The sequence below is a fragment of the Pantoea sp. 1.19 genome (assembly GCF_001922585.1).
GTDB lineage: Bacteria > Pseudomonadota > Gammaproteobacteria > Enterobacterales > Enterobacteriaceae > 1-19.
Genome location: NZ_MRBS01000002.1, coordinates 138,822 through 155,182, shown reverse-complemented (window position 1 = coordinate 155,182; position 16,361 = coordinate 138,822). Strand labels below are relative to the sequence as shown.

General features: G+C 59.3%; 14 protein-coding genes. 5 read left to right on the top strand and 9 right to left on the bottom strand.

The window, feature by feature from the left end:
• Nucleotides 1–10 precede the first annotated feature (10 nt).
• The 4 genes from galS (at nucleotide 11) to mglC (ending at nucleotide 4,982) form a co-directional block, all read left to right on the top strand.
• Nucleotides 11–1,051 (top strand): HTH-type transcriptional regulator GalS, encoded by a 1,041-nt coding sequence (gene galS, locus BS626_RS04735; protein WP_075181245.1) that lies wholly within the window; start codon nucleotides 11–13, stop codon nucleotides 1,049–1,051.
• A gap of 296 nt (nucleotides 1,052–1,347) precedes the next feature.
• Nucleotides 1,348–2,343 (top strand): galactose/glucose ABC transporter substrate-binding protein MglB, encoded by a 996-nt coding sequence (gene mglB / locus BS626_RS04730; RefSeq protein ID WP_075181244.1) that lies wholly within the window; start codon nucleotides 1,348–1,350, stop codon nucleotides 2,341–2,343.
• A gap of 88 nt (nucleotides 2,344–2,431) precedes the next feature.
• Entirely contained in the window at nucleotides 2,432–3,952 is a 1,521-nt protein-coding gene (gene mglA, locus BS626_RS04725) for a galactose/methyl galactoside ABC transporter ATP-binding protein MglA (RefSeq protein WP_075181243.1), read from the top strand.
• 19 nt (nucleotides 3,953–3,971) lie between these two features.
• Nucleotides 3,972–4,982 (top strand): galactose/methyl galactoside ABC transporter permease MglC, encoded by a 1,011-nt coding sequence (mglC, locus tag BS626_RS04720; RefSeq protein WP_075181242.1) that lies wholly within the window; start codon nucleotides 3,972–3,974, stop codon nucleotides 4,980–4,982.
• 633 nt (nucleotides 4,983–5,615) lie between these two features.
• Here mglC and BS626_RS04710 read toward each other — a convergent pair.
• The gene (locus BS626_RS04710; RefSeq protein WP_075181240.1) at nucleotides 5,616–6,545 is read right to left on the bottom strand and encodes a LysR family transcriptional regulator; all 930 of its coding nucleotides are present in this window, start codon (nucleotides 6,543–6,545) and stop codon (nucleotides 5,616–5,618) included.
• Between the two features lie 541 nt (nucleotides 6,546–7,086).
• On the opposite strand from BS626_RS04710, the gene BS626_RS04705 reads away from it, so the two are divergent.
• Complete coding sequence (locus BS626_RS04705) at nucleotides 7,087–8,307, top strand: MFS transporter (RefSeq protein WP_075181239.1); 1,221 nt, start codon at nucleotides 7,087–7,089, stop codon at nucleotides 8,305–8,307.
• 38 nt (nucleotides 8,308–8,345) lie between these two features.
• Here BS626_RS04705 and sanA read toward each other — a convergent pair whose 3' ends face one another.
• The 8 genes from sanA to BS626_RS04665 form a co-directional block, all read right to left on the bottom strand.
• Entirely contained in the window at nucleotides 8,346–9,077 is a 732-nt protein-coding gene (gene sanA, locus BS626_RS04700; protein ID WP_075181238.1) for an outer membrane permeability protein SanA, read from the bottom strand.
• Nucleotides 9,078–9,207: 130 nt separating this feature from the next.
• The gene (locus BS626_RS04695) at nucleotides 9,208–10,905 is read right to left on the bottom strand and encodes an NAD-dependent malic enzyme (protein ID WP_075181237.1); all 1,698 of its coding nucleotides are present in this window, start codon (nucleotides 10,903–10,905) and stop codon (nucleotides 9,208–9,210) included.
• Between the two features lie 79 nt (nucleotides 10,906–10,984).
• On the bottom strand, nucleotides 10,985–11,917 hold the full coding sequence (cdd, locus tag BS626_RS04690) for a cytidine deaminase (protein WP_075181236.1): 933 nt from the start codon (nucleotides 11,915–11,917) through the stop codon (nucleotides 10,985–10,987).
• 153 nt (nucleotides 11,918–12,070) lie between these two features.
• Nucleotides 12,071–12,763: a CidB/LrgB family autolysis modulator gene (locus BS626_RS04685; RefSeq protein ID WP_075181235.1), complete on the bottom strand. Its 693-nt coding sequence runs from the start codon at nucleotides 12,761–12,763 to the stop codon at nucleotides 12,071–12,073.
• A complete protein-coding gene (locus BS626_RS04680; protein ID WP_075181234.1) occupies nucleotides 12,756–13,142 on the bottom strand; it encodes a CidA/LrgA family protein in 387 nt (128 codons plus the stop codon). The genes BS626_RS04685 and BS626_RS04680 overlap by 8 nt, the downstream gene beginning before the upstream one ends.
• 101 nt (nucleotides 13,143–13,243) lie before the next feature.
• Nucleotides 13,244–14,533 carry an HAAAP family serine/threonine permease gene (locus tag BS626_RS04675; protein WP_075181603.1) on the bottom strand — a complete coding sequence of 430 codons (1,290 nt, stop codon included), beginning with the start codon at nucleotides 14,531–14,533 and terminating at the stop codon, nucleotides 13,244–13,246.
• A 474-nt stretch (nucleotides 14,534–15,007) separates the two neighbouring features.
• The gene (gene ybjG / locus BS626_RS04670) at nucleotides 15,008–15,613 is read right to left on the bottom strand and encodes an undecaprenyl-diphosphate phosphatase (RefSeq protein WP_075181602.1); all 606 of its coding nucleotides are present in this window, start codon (nucleotides 15,611–15,613) and stop codon (nucleotides 15,008–15,010) included.
• Entirely contained in the window at nucleotides 15,576–16,349 is a 774-nt protein-coding gene (locus BS626_RS04665; RefSeq protein ID WP_075181233.1) for a phosphatase PAP2 family protein, read from the bottom strand. The genes ybjG and BS626_RS04665 overlap by 38 nt, the downstream gene beginning before the upstream one ends.
• Between the last annotated feature and the right edge of the window lie 12 nt (nucleotides 16,350–16,361).

The following is a 16,361-nucleotide window of genomic DNA, read 5'->3' as shown; positions in this document are numbered from 1 at the left end:
GGGGTCCCCTATGATTACCATTCGTGACGTGGCGCGACTGGCCGGCGTGTCCGTGGCCACCGTGTCGCGCGTTCTAAACCACAGCAGTGCCGTGACGCTGGCAACCCGGGAGGTGGTGCTGCAGGCGGTATCGTCGTTAGGCTACCGCCCGAATGCCAATGCGCAGGCCCTGGCGACGCAGGTTACCGATACGCTCGGCGTGGTGGTGATGGATGTCTCCGATCCCTTTTTTGGCGCGCTGGTGAAAGCAGTGGATATTGTCGCCCAGCGGCTGCAAAAGCATGTGCTGATCAACAACAGCTACCACCAGGCCGACAAAGAGCGCCACGCCATTGAGATTCTGATACGCCAGCGCTGCAGCGCGCTGATTGTGCACGCCAAAGCGCTGGGAGATGAGGAGCTAAGCGCCTTTATGCAGCAGATGCCGGGCATGGTGCTGATCAACCGGCTGCTGCCCGGTTATGCTCACCGCTGCGTCTGTCTGGATAACGTCAGCGGTGCACTGATGGCCACGCGGATGCTGCAGCAGCACGGTCATCAGCGCATTGGCTATCTCGGCTCGGCGCATCCGATTGAGGATGATGCCCAGCGGCGCGCGGGCTGGCTGCAGGCACTGGCTGAGCAGGGCAGCGTGCCGCCAGAGAGCTGGAGCGCCAGCGGCGAACCGGATCTGCAGGGCGGTGAAGCGGCGATGGTGGATCTGCTGGGGCGCAATCAGCAGCTGAGTGCCATCTTCGCCTACAACGACAGCATGGCGGCCGGGGCGCTCACGGCGCTCAAAGATAACGGCATTGCGGTGCCGTTACAGGTTTCCGTCATTGGCTTTGACGATATTCCGATTTCCCGCTATACCGATCCGCAGTTAACTACCATACGCTATCCCATTGTTTCAATGGCTAAACTTGCCACCGAGCTGGCGCTGAAAGGCGCCGCCGGGGCGCTGGACAACAGCGCAGTGCACTGCTTTATGCCGACGCTGGTGCGCCGCCATTCGGTGGCCGCACGGCAAAGTGTGGCGTCCGTCACTAACTCAGGGGATTCACCGGTGTAACCGTTTTCAATCTGTGAGTAATTTCACAGTTAATTAACAGTTCGTTCACTATCATGGCAACGTCCCGCAGCGGCGAAACAGCTTGTAACATGGCGCTGAATCCGATTTTTACCGTATTTGGCCACCGTTTCGCGGACATTACCCTCAATTTTGGGAAGCGTGATCGCACAAGGACGGCGGTGAATATTGGCAACGTCGGCCCGTGTGGCCTGGTTTTCTGCATCTTACCGACGATAACAGCTCGCCTTTCCATCAGGAACAGGCGCACGGTTTACCCTGCTCATACCGGAGATACCATGAATAAGAAGGTTTCTGCACTGACTGCACTGATGGCTGGCCTGATGATCGGCGGCGTGGCCCACGCGGCTGATACGCGGATTGGTGTGACCATTTATAAATATGACGATAACTTTATGTCTGTGGTGCGTAAGGATATCGAGAAAGAAGCCAAGGCCAGCGATAACATTCAGCTGTTGATGAACGATTCGCAAAACAGTCAGTCCACGCAGAACGATCAAATCGATGTGCTGATTGCCAAAGGCGTGAAGGCGCTGGCGATAAACCTGGTTGACCCCTCAGCCGCGGGCGTGGTGATCGATAAGGCGAAAAGCAACGATATTCCGGTGGTGTTCTTCAATAAAGAGCCGACCGGGAAAGTGCTGGACAGCTACGACAAAGCTTATTACGTCGGCACCGACTCGAAAGAGTCCGGCGTGCAGCAGGGCAAGCTGATTGAGAAGCACTGGAAAGCCAATGCCGGCTGGGATCTGAACAAAGACGGGCAGATTCAGTTTGTCCTGTTGAAAGGTGAGCCGGGTCACCCGGATGCGGAAGCGCGAACCAAATACGTGATCGATACCCTGAATCAGGATGGAATCAAAACTCAGCAGCTGCACATGGATACCGCCATGTGGGATACCGCGCAGGCGAAAGACAAAATGGACGCATGGCTCTCCGGTCCGAACGGCAACAAGATTGAAGTGGTGATTGCCAACAACGATGCCATGGCAATGGGCGCGGTAGAAGCGCTGAAGGCGCACAACAAGGCCAGCGTGCCGGTATTTGGCGTAGATGCCCTGCCGGAAGCGCTGGCGATGGTGAAATCGGGCGCGATGGCCGGGACCGTGCTGAACGATGCCGAAAACCAGGCAAAAGCGACCTTTGAGATGGCGAAAAATCTCGCGGCCGGTAAGCCGGCAACCGAAGGCACGAACTATAAGCTGGACGGTAAAGTGGTCCGCGTCGCCTACGTGCCGGTCGACAAAGATAACCTGGCGCAGTTCCAGAAGTGATCGTCGGGGGCCGTAGCCCCCGCGTAAACAGGGCGCGCCCTGCGCGCCTTTTTAGCCGCCTGCAGTGATAACCATGAGCCAGTAAATTATGGGCAGCGATACAGCACCAGCCACGCGCGAATACCTGCTGGAAATGACAAACGTCAGTAAGTCATTTCCCGGCGTAAAAGCGCTGGATAACGTTAATTTAAAAGTGCGCCCGCACTCCGTTCATGCGCTGATGGGGGAGAATGGCGCGGGCAAATCCACCTTATTAAAATGCCTGTTTGGCATATATAAAAAAGACGCGGGGAGCATCCTGTTCCAGGGTGAGGAAATCGACTTTAAAAGCTCCAAAGAGGCGCTGGAGAACGGCGTGTCGATGGTGCATCAGGAATTAAACCTGGTCTTGCAGCGCACGGTAATGGATAACATGTGGCTGGGGCGCTATCCGAAAAAAGGTATTTTCGTCGATCAAAGGAAAATGTATGACGACACGAAAGCCATTTTTGACGAGCTGGATATTCATATCGATCCGCGCGATAAAGTGATCGACCTGTCGGTGTCGCAAATGCAAATGGTGGAGATTGCCAAGGCATTCTCTTATAACGCAAAAATCGTGATCATGGACGAGCCAACCTCGTCGCTGACCGAGAAAGAAGTCAATCACCTGTTCAGTATTATCCGCAAGCTGAAGGATCGCGGCTGCGGCATCGTCTATATCTCGCACAAAATGGAAGAAATTTTCCAGCTGTGCGATGAAATTACCATTCTGCGCGATGGCCAGTGGATTGCCACCCAGCCGCTGGACGGACTGGACATGGACAAAATCATCGCCATGATGGTCGGCCGCTCGCTGAATCAGCGTTTTCCGGAAAAGCATAACGTGCCGGGCGAAGTGATTCTTGAGGTGCGCCATCTGACCTCGCTGCGCCAGCCATCGATCCGCGATGTCAGTTTTGATCTGCATAAAGGCGAAATCCTGGGCATTGCCGGACTGGTCGGCGCGAAGCGTACCGATATCGTGGAGACGCTGTTTGGTATCCGGGAAAAATCCGGTGGCACCATCAAGCTGCACGGTCGCGCAATCAATAACCACAGCGCCAATGAAGCCATTAACCACGGTTTTGCGCTGGTGACGGAAGAGCGTCGCTCCACCGGTATTTATGCCTACCTGGATATCGGGTTTAACTCGCTCATCTCCAATATTCGTCAGTATAAAAATAAAATTGGCCTGCTGGATAATGGGCGGATGAAGAGCGATACCCAGTGGGTGATCGATTCAATGCGGGTGAAAACGCCTGGCCACCATACGTCGATTGGATCGCTCTCCGGGGGAAATCAGCAAAAAGTGATTATTGGCCGCTGGCTATTGACTCAGCCGGAAATTCTGATGCTGGATGAACCGACGCGCGGCATTGACGTTGGCGCAAAATTTGAAATATATCAGCTGATTGCTGAACTGGCGAAAAAAGAGAAGGGCATCATTATTATCTCTTCGGAAATGCCAGAGCTGCTCGGGATTACTGACCGTATTCTGGTGATGAGTAATGGCCAGGTCGCGGGCATTGTTGACACCAAAACGACGACGCAAAACGAGATTTTACGTTTAGCATCGCTGCACCTTTGATCATGTAAGGGCTGATTTCATGAATCCTGTAACCAAAAAAAATGCGCTCACCTGGTTGAAAGAGGGCGGGATATACGTTGTTTTACTGGTGTTGCTGGCGATCATTATTATCCAGGATCCCACTTTCTTAAGCCTGATGAACCTGAGTAACATTCTGACTCAGTCCTCGGTGCGCATTATTATTGCGCTGGGGGTGGCCGGGCTGATCGTTACCCAGGGAACCGATCTGTCGGCCGGCCGTCAGGTCGGGCTGGCGGCGGTGGTAGCGGCGACGCTGCTGCAGTCTATGGAGAATGCCAATAAAGTGTTCCCGGAGATGGATACACTGCCGATTCCGGTGGTGATTCTGGTGGTCTGCAGCATCGGTGCGCTGATAGGCCTGATCAACGGTGTGATCATCGCTTACCTGCGCGTCACACCTTTTATCACCACGCTCGGCACGATGATCATCGTCTACGGGGTAAACTCGCTGTATTACGATTATGTAGGGGCGTCGCCCATCGCCGGCTTCGACTCCAGCTTTTCGACGTTTGCCCAGGGCTTTATTCGCCTGGGCGACTTTAAGCTCTCCTACATCACTTTCTATGCGCTGTTTGCCATTATCTTCGTCTGGATCTTGTGGAACAAAACCCGGTTCGGTAAAAACATTTTCGCCATCGGCGGTAATCCGGAAGCGGCAAAAGTGTCCGGTGTGAACGTGCCGCTGAACCTGATCCTGATCTACGCGCTGTCGGGCGTGTTCTACGCCTTTGGCGGGATGCTGGAGGCCGGGCGTATCGGCTCGGCCACCAATAACCTCGGTTTTATGTATGAGCTGGATGCGATTGCGGCGTGCGTGGTCGGCGGGGTCTCCTTCGCCGGCGGCGTCGGTACCGTCGCCGGGGTAGTCACCGGGGTGCTGATTTTTACCGTCATCAACTACGGCCTGACTTACATCGGCGTGAATCCTTACTGGCAGTACATCATCAAGGGCGGCATCATCATCTTTGCTGTGGCCCTCGACTCGCTGAAGTACGCGCGGAAGAAGTAAGCCGCGCGGTCAGCCCCGCCGTTCTCCGGTAGTGCCCGCTGGGCAGCGGGCGCAATCATCAATTGCGTTCGGCGGCAGGCCGCCGTTCCTCAGGCCGCCGACGCGCTCAGGCAGGCATGCCAGCGTTGTCTTCTCCCGCACGGCGTTCTCCCCGGATGGTCAGCCGCTGGTGCAGCGCGGTGATACCCTGCTGCGCCGGCGTCATCCCCGCGCCGCCGGCCCTTTTGTGCAGCGACGGTAAACTGCTGGCGGCTGCCCGGGATGCGCCCCGTGAGAAAGCGATCCAGCAGCTGCCCACGCTGTCGGCGGCCGTGACTGCCCGGCGCTATCCATAAACGTCATCTTCCGTTCGACACGCGGATCCAACTGCCGCCGCACGGCCGCGTCGTCGGTCTGGTCATCACATGCGCTCTGCCCCGTGGCGCCGCACCCATCGTACCGTTCCTCCGACGCGGCAAGCACTTTCGAGGGGCATGACGCCTCCTTCTTCAGCACGGCGGAGGCATTGCCAGAACAGCGGAACAGGGGCGATGGCCCGAAGTACAGGTAACCTGTCGCGATCGGCCGGCGGCTTGGCTATCCGGCCGCCGCTGTGCGAACGGCCCACTCATGAGGAAGAGGAAGCCCGGTGGCTCAGGCGGAAGAGAGGGAGGTGGTACATAAGGCGCTTTGAGCGTGCAACACCGCCTGCCGGGCGTCGTGGATACGCATCGCCGCATAGAGGTCAATATGCAGTCGCTGTGACGCCTCCGTCGTCAGGTCGCGATAGCATAAGCCTGTCAGCGCAAACGTGCATTTTGACTGCGGCAGCAGCGCGAATCCGCTGCCTTTGGCGATATGGCTGAGCATCACCAGCGAGTCTTCCGGCTCCTTAACGCGCTTCAGCGGTATCGCGAGCCGATCGAAATAGCGCTCACACTTGTCATAAAACACCGGATTGGCGCTTCTGGCAAACCAGAAGAGCGGTAAATCGCAGAGCTCTTCCAGTGCCACCTGCTGCTGCAGGCTGGCGGGGTGGTCCGACGGCATCGCTATCCGCAGCGGTTCGCGGCCTACCCAACGGTACTGCAGGATATCTTCATAGCCGGCGCCGTGTTCGCCGACAAGCGCCAGATCCAGCGTATTTTTTGCCAGATACTGCAGCAGCTGGGCAGAGGTCAGATAGGGCGTTTCTACGTGGTCTTCCGCCTCCAGCCGCAGAAGCTGCTGCTGGACGGGCGGGATATGCTCAAAATTAACGGTGCAGGTCAGGCCGATGCGCAGCCGCGGCGAAGCCGGGGCGGCGGTGAGAGTCAGCTGGTGCAGCTCCTGCAGGATGCGCCCGGCGCTGACCACCAGCGTCCGCCCCGCAGGCGTCAGGGTGACCCCATGCGTATTCCGGATAAATAACGCCTGATTCAGCGCCGCCTCCAGCGCCTGAATCTGCCGCGTGAGCGGCGGCTGCGTCATCCGGAGTCGTTCGGCGGCCCGGCGGTAGTTCAGCTCGTGAGCCACGGCCAGAAAGCACTGCAGCTGTCTCACGCTGGGAAGAGTATTACTGAGCAGAGTCTCTGCCGTCGCCATGGATCGATCCCGTGGGTCAAAACGACAGTATAAACGGATATACGCGCAGAACAAAAACGCGGAAGGGCTGCAGGCTTGCCGCGGGTAATACCCCAGGCGTATTACCAATATAACAATTCCGCCAGCGGTCACAGACGCTACAGTATGCCACCTGCCGGCGCGTGATCGTCGGGCACTGTCCGCCTGACTTACCTGTTCCGGGCGAGCCAGCGGGCGATTGCCAATGTGCGTTACCGACATGGCTGGCCGCTGCGGGAGGCTTTACTCGCCGGGTCGAGAAACGCGCCCGGCGTGCCAGGCACCGCGTGCGTCATGCCACAGCGATCGTGCGCGGCGAAAGGGCGCTTAGCCCGCCTCGCGGCACCTGCGGTAAGGCCGGTCGGGTGAACCCCGGCCTTGTCCAGAGGCATACAGCACGCCCGGACGCATGTAAGTCCCCGCTCAGGAGCGCCGCGGTGCCCAACGGGGAGCTTGTCGTGCTGTTGCACGCGCCGCGGCTCATTACCGGTACAAAAAATCACTGCAGAATAAGGAAAACACAATGCACACAGACACCCCTGCGCAGAGCATGACGCTGAGATCATGGCTGGCCTTGTTCATTCTGGCGCTGTCGACCTTCACTATTGTCAGTACAGAGCTGATTCCCGTAGGGCTGCTGACTCCGATTGCGGAGGGGCTGCAGGTCTCCAGGGCCGCAATCGGCATGACGGTGTCGTTTTATGCCTGGCTGGGGGCGATCAGCGCGCTCCTCGCGTCAGTCTGGCTGGGGCACGTTGCGAAAAAGCGACTGCTGCTCACCTTAACCCTGATTTTGCTGGCGTCTAATGCGCTGGCGGCCTCGGTTAATACCTACAGCGTGCTGCTGGTTGCGCGCTTACTGGGGGCGTTAGCGCATGGTGCATTTTGGGCGATGGTCGGGGCGACGGCAGTCGCGCTGGTCCCGGCGAAATATATCGGTGTGGCCACCTCGGTGGTGTTCGGGGGCGTGTCGGCCGCCAGCGTAGTGGGCGTGCCGCTGTCAAATTATATCGGTCTGCACTTTGGCTGGAGACAGGCATTCTGGTTGATGACCCTGTTCAGCGGGGTCGCTTTCATCGGTATCAGCACGCTCATTCCGCCGATTGCCAGCCAAAGCGCGATCGGGACGGCGGCGCTAAGGCGCGTACTGGCTTCCTCCGCGCTGTGGAAAATTTTTGCGGCGACGTTACTGGCGGTCACTGCGCACTTTGCCGCCTTCACCTTTATTGAGCCCTGGCTAGATACCCAGCATACGCTGACGCCCGGCGAGATTCCTCTGGCGCTGCTGGTGTTTGGTGCCGCCGGCCTGGTCGGTAATATCCTGACCGGCGTGGTTATTGACCGCCACCTGAAGAGCACGGTTACTGCATCAGTGCTGCTGATGGCGGCCGTACTGATGGGCGTAGGCGGGGCCAGGGCAGCGCTGCCCGGCAGCGTCGTCTTTGCGGCGGTGCTGATATGGGGCGGCGCGGTGTCCGGGGTGTTTGTCGGCTTCCAGACGTGGGTGCTGCGCCTGGCCGGCGATCATGCGTTTCCCGCCTCGGCGCTATACGTGGCCTGGTTTAATACGGCCATCGGCCTGGGAGCGACGCTGGGGGCCGGGATCGTTTCCGCGTGCTCCATCCCGCAGCTCTATCTGGTTGCCGGAGGCGCGATGGCCTTGTCGATCTTGCTGGTGGCGATCATCCCAACGCGTAACGCGTCTGTGCCGGCATCCGCAATCGAAGCCAGTGCGGCTCACTGATCGCCCGGCGAGGCGCCTGACGCGCGGGGAGACGGCGCTTAGCGAGTCGGGGCCGCGGAGGATTTTTCCTGGATCTCCAGCAGCTGCTCCGGCGACACCGCCGGATAGCCCTGCGCATCGTCGGGCAGCGGATGCACCGCCGGAATTGGCACCTGCGGGCCAAGGAAGCGCGGTTCACGCTTCATAATATACAGGTCCGCCAGGGCGCCGAGCCGGGCGGCAAACTCCCGGACCCGCACCGTCAGCATATTTTTCGGCGTCGGTACCGCCAGGCACTGCGCCTCGATTCCCATATGCTGGGCGATGAACAGAGCGCGCTCGCAGTGGAAGCGCTGAGTAATAATAATAAAATCGTTGGTATCGAACACCTTGCGGGTGCGAACGATGGAATCCAGCGTGCGAAAGCCGGCAAAGTCCAGCACGATATCGGCGGGATTCACGCCGGCGGCGATCAGATCGCGGCGCATGGTGCGGGGTTCGTTATAGCTTTGCTGGGCATTGTCGCCGCTGAGCAGCAGATAGTTAACTTTACCGCTATTGTAGGCATTGAGCGCCCCCTGCATGCGGAACAGGTAATACTGATTCAGTTCACCGTTGCGATAATACTTGGCGGTGCCCAGTACTACGCCGACCTGTCGATGCGGCAGGGAGGAGAGATCATCATAGATGTACGGGGCGGTTTTCCAGCTCATCCAGCGGTCAAGGCCCAGCGCCGTGACGCCCGCCAGCAGGATCAGGAACAGCACACCATAAATCAGGCGCTTCAACATGTTATCGCAGACTCAGCCGGACGGATAGTAGGTGGTTCAAGGCTACTGCACTGGGGAGAGGGACGCAAGGCAGCCGAAGCTGCCTGCGTTTTTTTTCCACACCTGGCGCAGAGCGGACTGCGCCGATAGGTCAGATGGAGGTACGGCGATAGGTACGGTACTGCGGTAGCCAGAAGTTGTCGGCAATCGCGCGCGACAGCACGTCTTCCGAGGTGACCACGGCGGCGCCCTGCTGCTGGGCCATTTTTGCCACGGCCATGGCGATCAGCTTGGAGACCCCCTGAATATCTTTGATCTCCGGCAGCACCGGGCCGTGCCCCTCATTGACCAGCGGAGAGCAGTCGGCCAGCGCGCGGCTGGCGGCCATCAGCATACCGTCGGTGACGCGGGTCGCGCGCGACGCCACAACGCCCAGGCCGATACCCGGGAAAATATAGGAGTTGTTACACTGCGCAATCGGGTAGATCTCGCCTTTCCACTGCACCGGCGAGAACGGGCTGCCGGTGGCAACCAGCGCCGCGCCGTCGGTCCACGCGATGATGTCCTGCGGCGTGGCTTCAACCCGCGAGGTCGGGTTGGAAAGCGGCATCACGATCGGACGAGCGCAGTGCTTGTGCATTTCGCGAATGATCGCTTCGGTGAAGAGCCCCGGCTGGCCTGACACGCCAATCAGGATATCCGGCTGGGCGTTGCGCACCACGTCCAGCAGCGACAGGCCGTCGCTCTGCACGTCCCACGCCTGCAGGGATTCGCTCTTTTGCACCAGCTTATTCTGGAAGCTCAGCAGGTTCGGCAGCTTGTCGGTCAGCAGACCAAAGCGGTCGACCATATAGACGCGCGCGCGGGCTTCTTCATCGCTCAGTCCTTCCGATTTCATCTGGGCGATAATCTGCTCGGCGATACCGCAGCCGGCCGATCCGGCGCCGAGGAACACCACTTTTTGGTCCCGCAGCTGGCTACCGGCGGCGCGGCTGGCGGCAATCAGGGTACCCAAGGTCACGGCGGCGGTACCCTGAATGTCGTCGTTAAAGCAGCACACTTCTTCGCGGTAGCGCTCCAGCAGCGGCATGGCGTTTTTCTGCGCGAAATCCTCAAATTGCAGCAGCACGTTGGGCCAACGGCGCTTCACCGCCTGGATAAACTCGTCAACAAATGCGTCGTACTCTTCGCCGGTGATACGCGGGTGGCGCCAGCCCATGTACAGCGGATCGTTCAGACGCTGCTGATTGTTGGTGCCCACGTCGAGCACCACCGGCAGAGTGTAGGCCGGGCTGATACCGCCGCAGGCGGTGTACAGCGACAGTTTACCAATCGGGATCCCCATGCCGCCGATGCCCTGGTCACCGAGACCAAGGATGCGCTCGCCGTCGGTGACCACAATCACCTTCACGTTCTGCTTCGTGGCGTTTTGCAGCATATCATCGATGTGTGCGCGGTTCGGATAGGAGATAAACAGGCCGCGCGCGCGGCGGTAGATTTCAGAAAAGTGTTCACAGGCCGCCCCCACCGTCGGGGTATAGATGATCGGCATCATCTGCTCAAGGTGGTTATCCAGCAGGCGATAGAACAGGGTTTCGTTGGTGTCCTGGATATTACGCAGATAGATGTGCTTATCCGTGTCGTTGCTGAAATCTTCAAACTGGCGCCAGGCGCGCTCGGCTTGTTCTTCGATGGTCTCGACCGTTTCCGGCAGCAGTCCGTGCAGATTAAAATCGTTACGCTCTTCCGGGCTGAAAGCGCTGCCTTTATTCAGCAGCGGGAATTCGAGCAAAATGGGGCCGGCGTAGGGGATATACAGGGGGCGCTTACTTTCGTAGTCCAGTTCCATGCAATGACTCATCTTCATTTTTATCAGGGGGCTTCCGATCCTATGAGAAAACCGCCCGGAGTGACAGCATTTGTTAATTTCAAAAGTCAAAAGCGCGTGCCGCCTGGTCGCGATCCTGGTGGCCGCTGGCGGGCAGGGTGACCCGCTGCAGGTTATCGCACCCCAGCGCCCGGAGCGTTTGCTGACAGGCGCTGCGCTGCTGCAGCGCAGCGCCATCGCGTTCGGCCAGTACCGCGCGCTGAATCTGATCGCAGGACTCGCCGGCCAGATTCAGCAGGTTCAGGGCAACCTGCAGCGGCGGCAGAGAGGGATTAAAAGCGGCGTTTTCGGCGTAGCGGCCGCTGTAAATGCGGCCGCTTTGGCTTTCCAGCGCCACGCCGCTGTGGGCACCACTATAAGGGGCATGACTCAGGCTCGCGGCCTGAATGGCCGCCCGGGTCAGCGCGTCTCCCTGCGCGGTGAACTGCTGATCCTGCGGGTCCAGCAGCAGGGTATCGATAGCCAGATCGCGCGGGCCGAAGGCCGCCGGCAGGTAGGCCGCCAGCGTATCCGGCTGCCGCCCCGGCAGGTGGATCATCAGTGCGGTACCGCTGTTGAGCTCGTTCATAAACTGACGACAGTGGCCGCAGGGCGTGTAATTGACGGTGATGGCGCGCAGTCGCGTCTCACCCTGCATCCACGCGTGCGAGATGGCGCTCTGCTCAGCGTGTACCGTCTGCTGCATGGTGCTGCCGGCGAACTCCATATTGGCGCCAAAGTAAATGTCCCCGCGCTCACCGCGCGCGATGGCGCCGACGTTGAAATGCGACACTGAGGCGCGTGCGCAGGCGGCCGCCAGCGGCAGGAGTGCTAACGCCAGCGCATCTTCATCCAGCCCACTCTGCTGAGTGATCGCGGCCACCGCATCGGCGCTGAGCCGGCCGGCGAAAGCCGGATCGTCGAGCCAGGGATACAGCGCTTGCTGTAGCGAGGCGGGAAGGGTGGCCAGGGCGGTGGTGTAACGTGAATGCATATCAGCCTCTCAGTAAGCCAGGGTACGGGCGCAAAGCCGACGCGCGGCGGCCAGGGGAGCCCCAACGGCGCGGGGCAATCTCTATGAGACTTTTATCACATTAAAAATGTAATTGGTGAGACTGGAATCATTATTGCGAGATATATCGCAAGTTTATCCCCACCACCACAGCAGCAAAGGAAATATAAACGGTGCCAGCAGTGAGGTAATGATGCCGCAGATAACCAAGGCCAGCGAGCTGAACGCCCCTTCCTCATAGTTGATCTCGGCGGCGCGGGCGGTGCCCAGCGCATGCGAGGCATTCCCCATCGCCAGCCCGCGCGCGGCAGTGCTGTGGATGCCGCACAGCCGCAGCAGCAGATGACCGAGTACCGCGCCCAGCACGCCAGCCAACAGGACGCAAATGGCGCTGATCGCCGGAATGCCGTTCAGGCTGCCGGCAACCGCCATGGCGATGGGCGTGGTCACCGACTTGGGCAGCAGGGTGGCAGCAATCTGCGGCGTGGCGCCAAGCCACAGCGCAATGGCCGTACCGGAGACCATCGCGGTCAGGCTGCCGATGGTGCAGACGCTGATGATCATTTTCCAGCGCGCGCGAATTTGATGCAGCTGTTCATACAGCGGCAGCGCCAGCGCAACAACCGCCGGCTGCAGCAAGTCGTTCAGGATTTTACTGCCCTGAAAATAGCGGGCATAGGGCAGATTCAGCAACAGCAGCAGCGGGATAATCACCGCCATCGCCATCAGCAGCGGATTAACCAGCGGATTATTCAGCCGCCGCGCCAGTGCCCGGGCGGCAAAAAAGACCCCAAGGGTTAAGGGCAGCGACCACCAAATATCACTCATCCTGGCCTCCGCTGCCGGGTTTACGCAGGTATTCAGCACTGAAGCCGGTGACAATCATCACCAGCAGCGTGCTAACCACGCAGGAGACCACAATCGGGCCAAACTGGGCGATCAGCATATCCATATGGACCATGACGCCGACGCTGATTGGCACAAAGAGCAGCACCATGTAGCGGATAAACAGCAGGCTGCCCGGGCGTACCCATGCCACCGGCACCAGTTGTAAACACAGGAGCGCAAACAGCAGTAGCATACCCAGGATGCTGCCCGGCAGGGTGATGGGCAACCAGCCGGCGACGGTGTTGCCGGCGAACAGACAGGCCCAAATCAGGCCAAAGGCGCGACCATAGCGCCAGAGAAGGTCTAACAGACGGATCATGACTCACTCCCGCATTGTCGATGCGGGAATGATAACGCCAATTTGTGCGTAATGTCGCAAAAAATGAGGTCGGCGCCCGGTCCTTGCGCGGCGCCGCGGCGTTAGCCCAGCAGGCTGAACAGGATACCGGAAAGGGCAATCAGGCCGGCGACCGTCACAAACGCATTGCTCAGCGCTCCGCGGTAGCGGCGCATCGCCGGCACCTTGTGAATTGCATACATCGGCATTAAAAACAGCAGGATAGCAATCACCGGTCCACCCAGTGTTTCAATCATGCCGAGAATACTGGGGTTAAGGGTGGCCACCAGCCAGCTGCTCAGCAGCATAAACAGGGCGGTCAGCCGGTTTAAGCGCGCTGCCGGCAGGGTTTTACCCCGGCTGCGCAGCGACTTGATAACCAGGCCATTGAAGCCCTCGCGCGCGCCGAGGTAGTGACCAAGGAAGGACTTGGTAATGGCCACGATGGCGATGATCGGTGCCAGCCACGCCAGCAGCGGCGTCGCGAAGTGGTTGGCCAGATAGGACAGAATCGAAATATTCTGCGCCTTGGCGGCGGCGAGATCCGCCGGACTCAGGCTTAGCACGCAGCTGAAGACAAAAAACATCACCGTTAGCACCATCATCAGGTGGCTAAAGGCAAGGATCCGCGAGCATTTTCGCTCAGCCTGCTCACCGTACTCTTCGCGTTTCGCGACCGCAAAAGCCGAGATGATTGGCGAGTGGTTAAAGGAGAAGACCATGACCGGGATCGCCAGCCACAGGGTTATTAGCAGGCCATGCCCGTCGGCCGCAGGGGTGAGCGGGTGCTGAAAAACGGCACTGCTCCAGTGAGGGACTAAAAACAGCGCCAGCGCCATCAGCACCACCACAAACGGGAACACCAGCAGGCTCATGGTTTTGACAATCATGGCTTCGCCAAAGCGCACGATACTCATCAGTCCGCCGATCAGCAGCAGCGCCAGCAGGGCGCGCGGAGGCGATGGCCAGTGCAGCTGATGCGTAATAAAACTGTCGACGGTATTGGTGATGGCCACGCTGTAGACCAGCAGAATTGGGTAGATGGCAAAGAAGTAGAGCAGGGTAATCAGCTTACCGGCGCCGACGCCAAAATGCTCTTCCACCACCTCGGTGATGTCTGCCCCCGGCTTACTACCGGATAACACAAAGCGACAGAGTCCGCGATGGGCATAGTAGGTCATGGGAAACGCCAGCACCGCCATAATCAGCAGGGGAATGAGTCCCCCAATGCCGGCGTTAATCGGCAGAAAAAGCACTCCGGCGCCGATCGCTGTGCCATACAGGCCTAACATCCACAGGGTGTCGCTTTTGCGCCAGCCGCGGTCAGCGGACAGAACCGCATGGTCCAGCGCCGCGGTACGGGAGGATTCCATAGTGTCTCCGACGGTTAAAAAACAAACTAAATCGCGGGCAGTGGCAAAAACTTCGCTCATAATCCTGCCACAAGATTCATGTGTAAAATTTAATGCCGCACACTTTACCAGCTGACTGGCGAGAATAAAGCCCCGCTGCGTGACGGATGGCGATCGCTATCACAAATGCGCGCCAGAGTGTCGTCAGCGATGCTGCCGCAGGCGGACAGGATAAGTGAAGCCACTGCCGCTGAGCCAATAGCGCGCGATACTGTTTTTATGCTGCAATACCACGCACCTCGGCGGCGGTCGGCGGCCCGCCGGGTAGTCGTCTTTGGTGGATAGTCTCTTTTAAATCAATAAATTATTTTTATATTGCGCAAAAACGCGCGGCAAGAGGTGGTGCCGGAGCGGCGCGTTGCGCAATCCGTCCGGCGGACGGGCGCGGCAGGGCGTGTTCGCCGGCCGCGGTGCATCATTCCGCGGCCGGTGGACTTATTCCTTAACCCAACCCTTGCGAATCAGCAGAGAAAACAGGGTGCGGTAGCACGACGAGATCAGGCGCAGCAGACGCGTGCCGCCAAACAGCCAGACGACTTGCGCAAACAAACAGCCGAGCATGCCAACCAGCAGGCCACCGAGCATATCCAGCGGCCAGTGGACACCGAGGTAAATGCGTGACCAGGCAATAGCGATGGCCACCGCCAGCAAGGTGAGTCCGGACCACAGACGGTGCCAGCAGAGGAACGCGAGCGCGACGGTGAACATGGTCGTGCCGTGATCGCTGGGATAGGAGTAATCAGGAGCGTGGCTGAGGAACTGATGGCCGATTCCGGCCACAAACGGGCGCGGATGCGGGAAGAGCGAACCGAGACACCAGGAGATGAGCAGTGCATAGACCAGCGCGATGGCGGTCTTTAATACCAGCTCGCGCTGGGCGTTGAGACGATGGCGGGTGCCCCATAGCCAGAGCGCGGCAATCAGCATTGGCACAATGGCGATCGCATCGCGGGCAATAAAGGTAGCCAGTGCGATCAACCAGCCGGGAGAGTCAGGGGTGGCATTAATCCAGAGGAACAGTTTCTGGTTTAGGGCTTCCATCATGCGTTGTGCTCCTTCTTGCAATCCACCGGGATAGCCCGGCGTAAATACTGAGTTGTGATAACCAAACCCACCAACCTGCCCACAGGTTGTGGGAAACAAAATGCGCACCGCGCATGACCTGACCCCAGCCCATGATAAGCCCGAGCAGCACGGCGGCGGCCCACAGGAACACGCCCAGCCGCCGCGGCTGCGGAAACAGAAACCGCAGCGCCATTAGCCCAAAACCGCTCGAGGCGTGACCACCGGGAAAGCAGTGCCCTGGCCCGCTGTCAGCCGGCGGCGATCCCAGCAGAGGCCAGGCGCGCGCCCGACCGCCAAACGCCAGCAGATCCCACGGACAGGAGTGGGCGCTGGTGGCTTTCAGCACCCCGACTACCAGCGGCCCGATACCGATCAACAGTGCGACCAGCAGCCACTGCCAGCGTCGGGTGAACGCGGCCGCCGCCAGCAGCGCGACGCCAAACACCAGCACCGCGTCTTTTAACAGCCGGTGATTGATCAGGTCAAGCCAGCGATTGTTTTGCCATGGAAAGCGCCGCAGCGCGGGGTCATAAAAGTGGCGACTGATTGCCCAGTCCCAACCGTCGTAACGCGACAACCAGAAAAACAGCAGGCCGGCCAGCGTCAGCCAAAGATAGTGCTTAAGATAGAAACGTGACGTATACACGTAAATGGATTTATTCTGATTCGCAGACAGCGTTGTGACTTTGTTTAGAAAAGGGAGCTGCAGCATGATGTTCTCGCG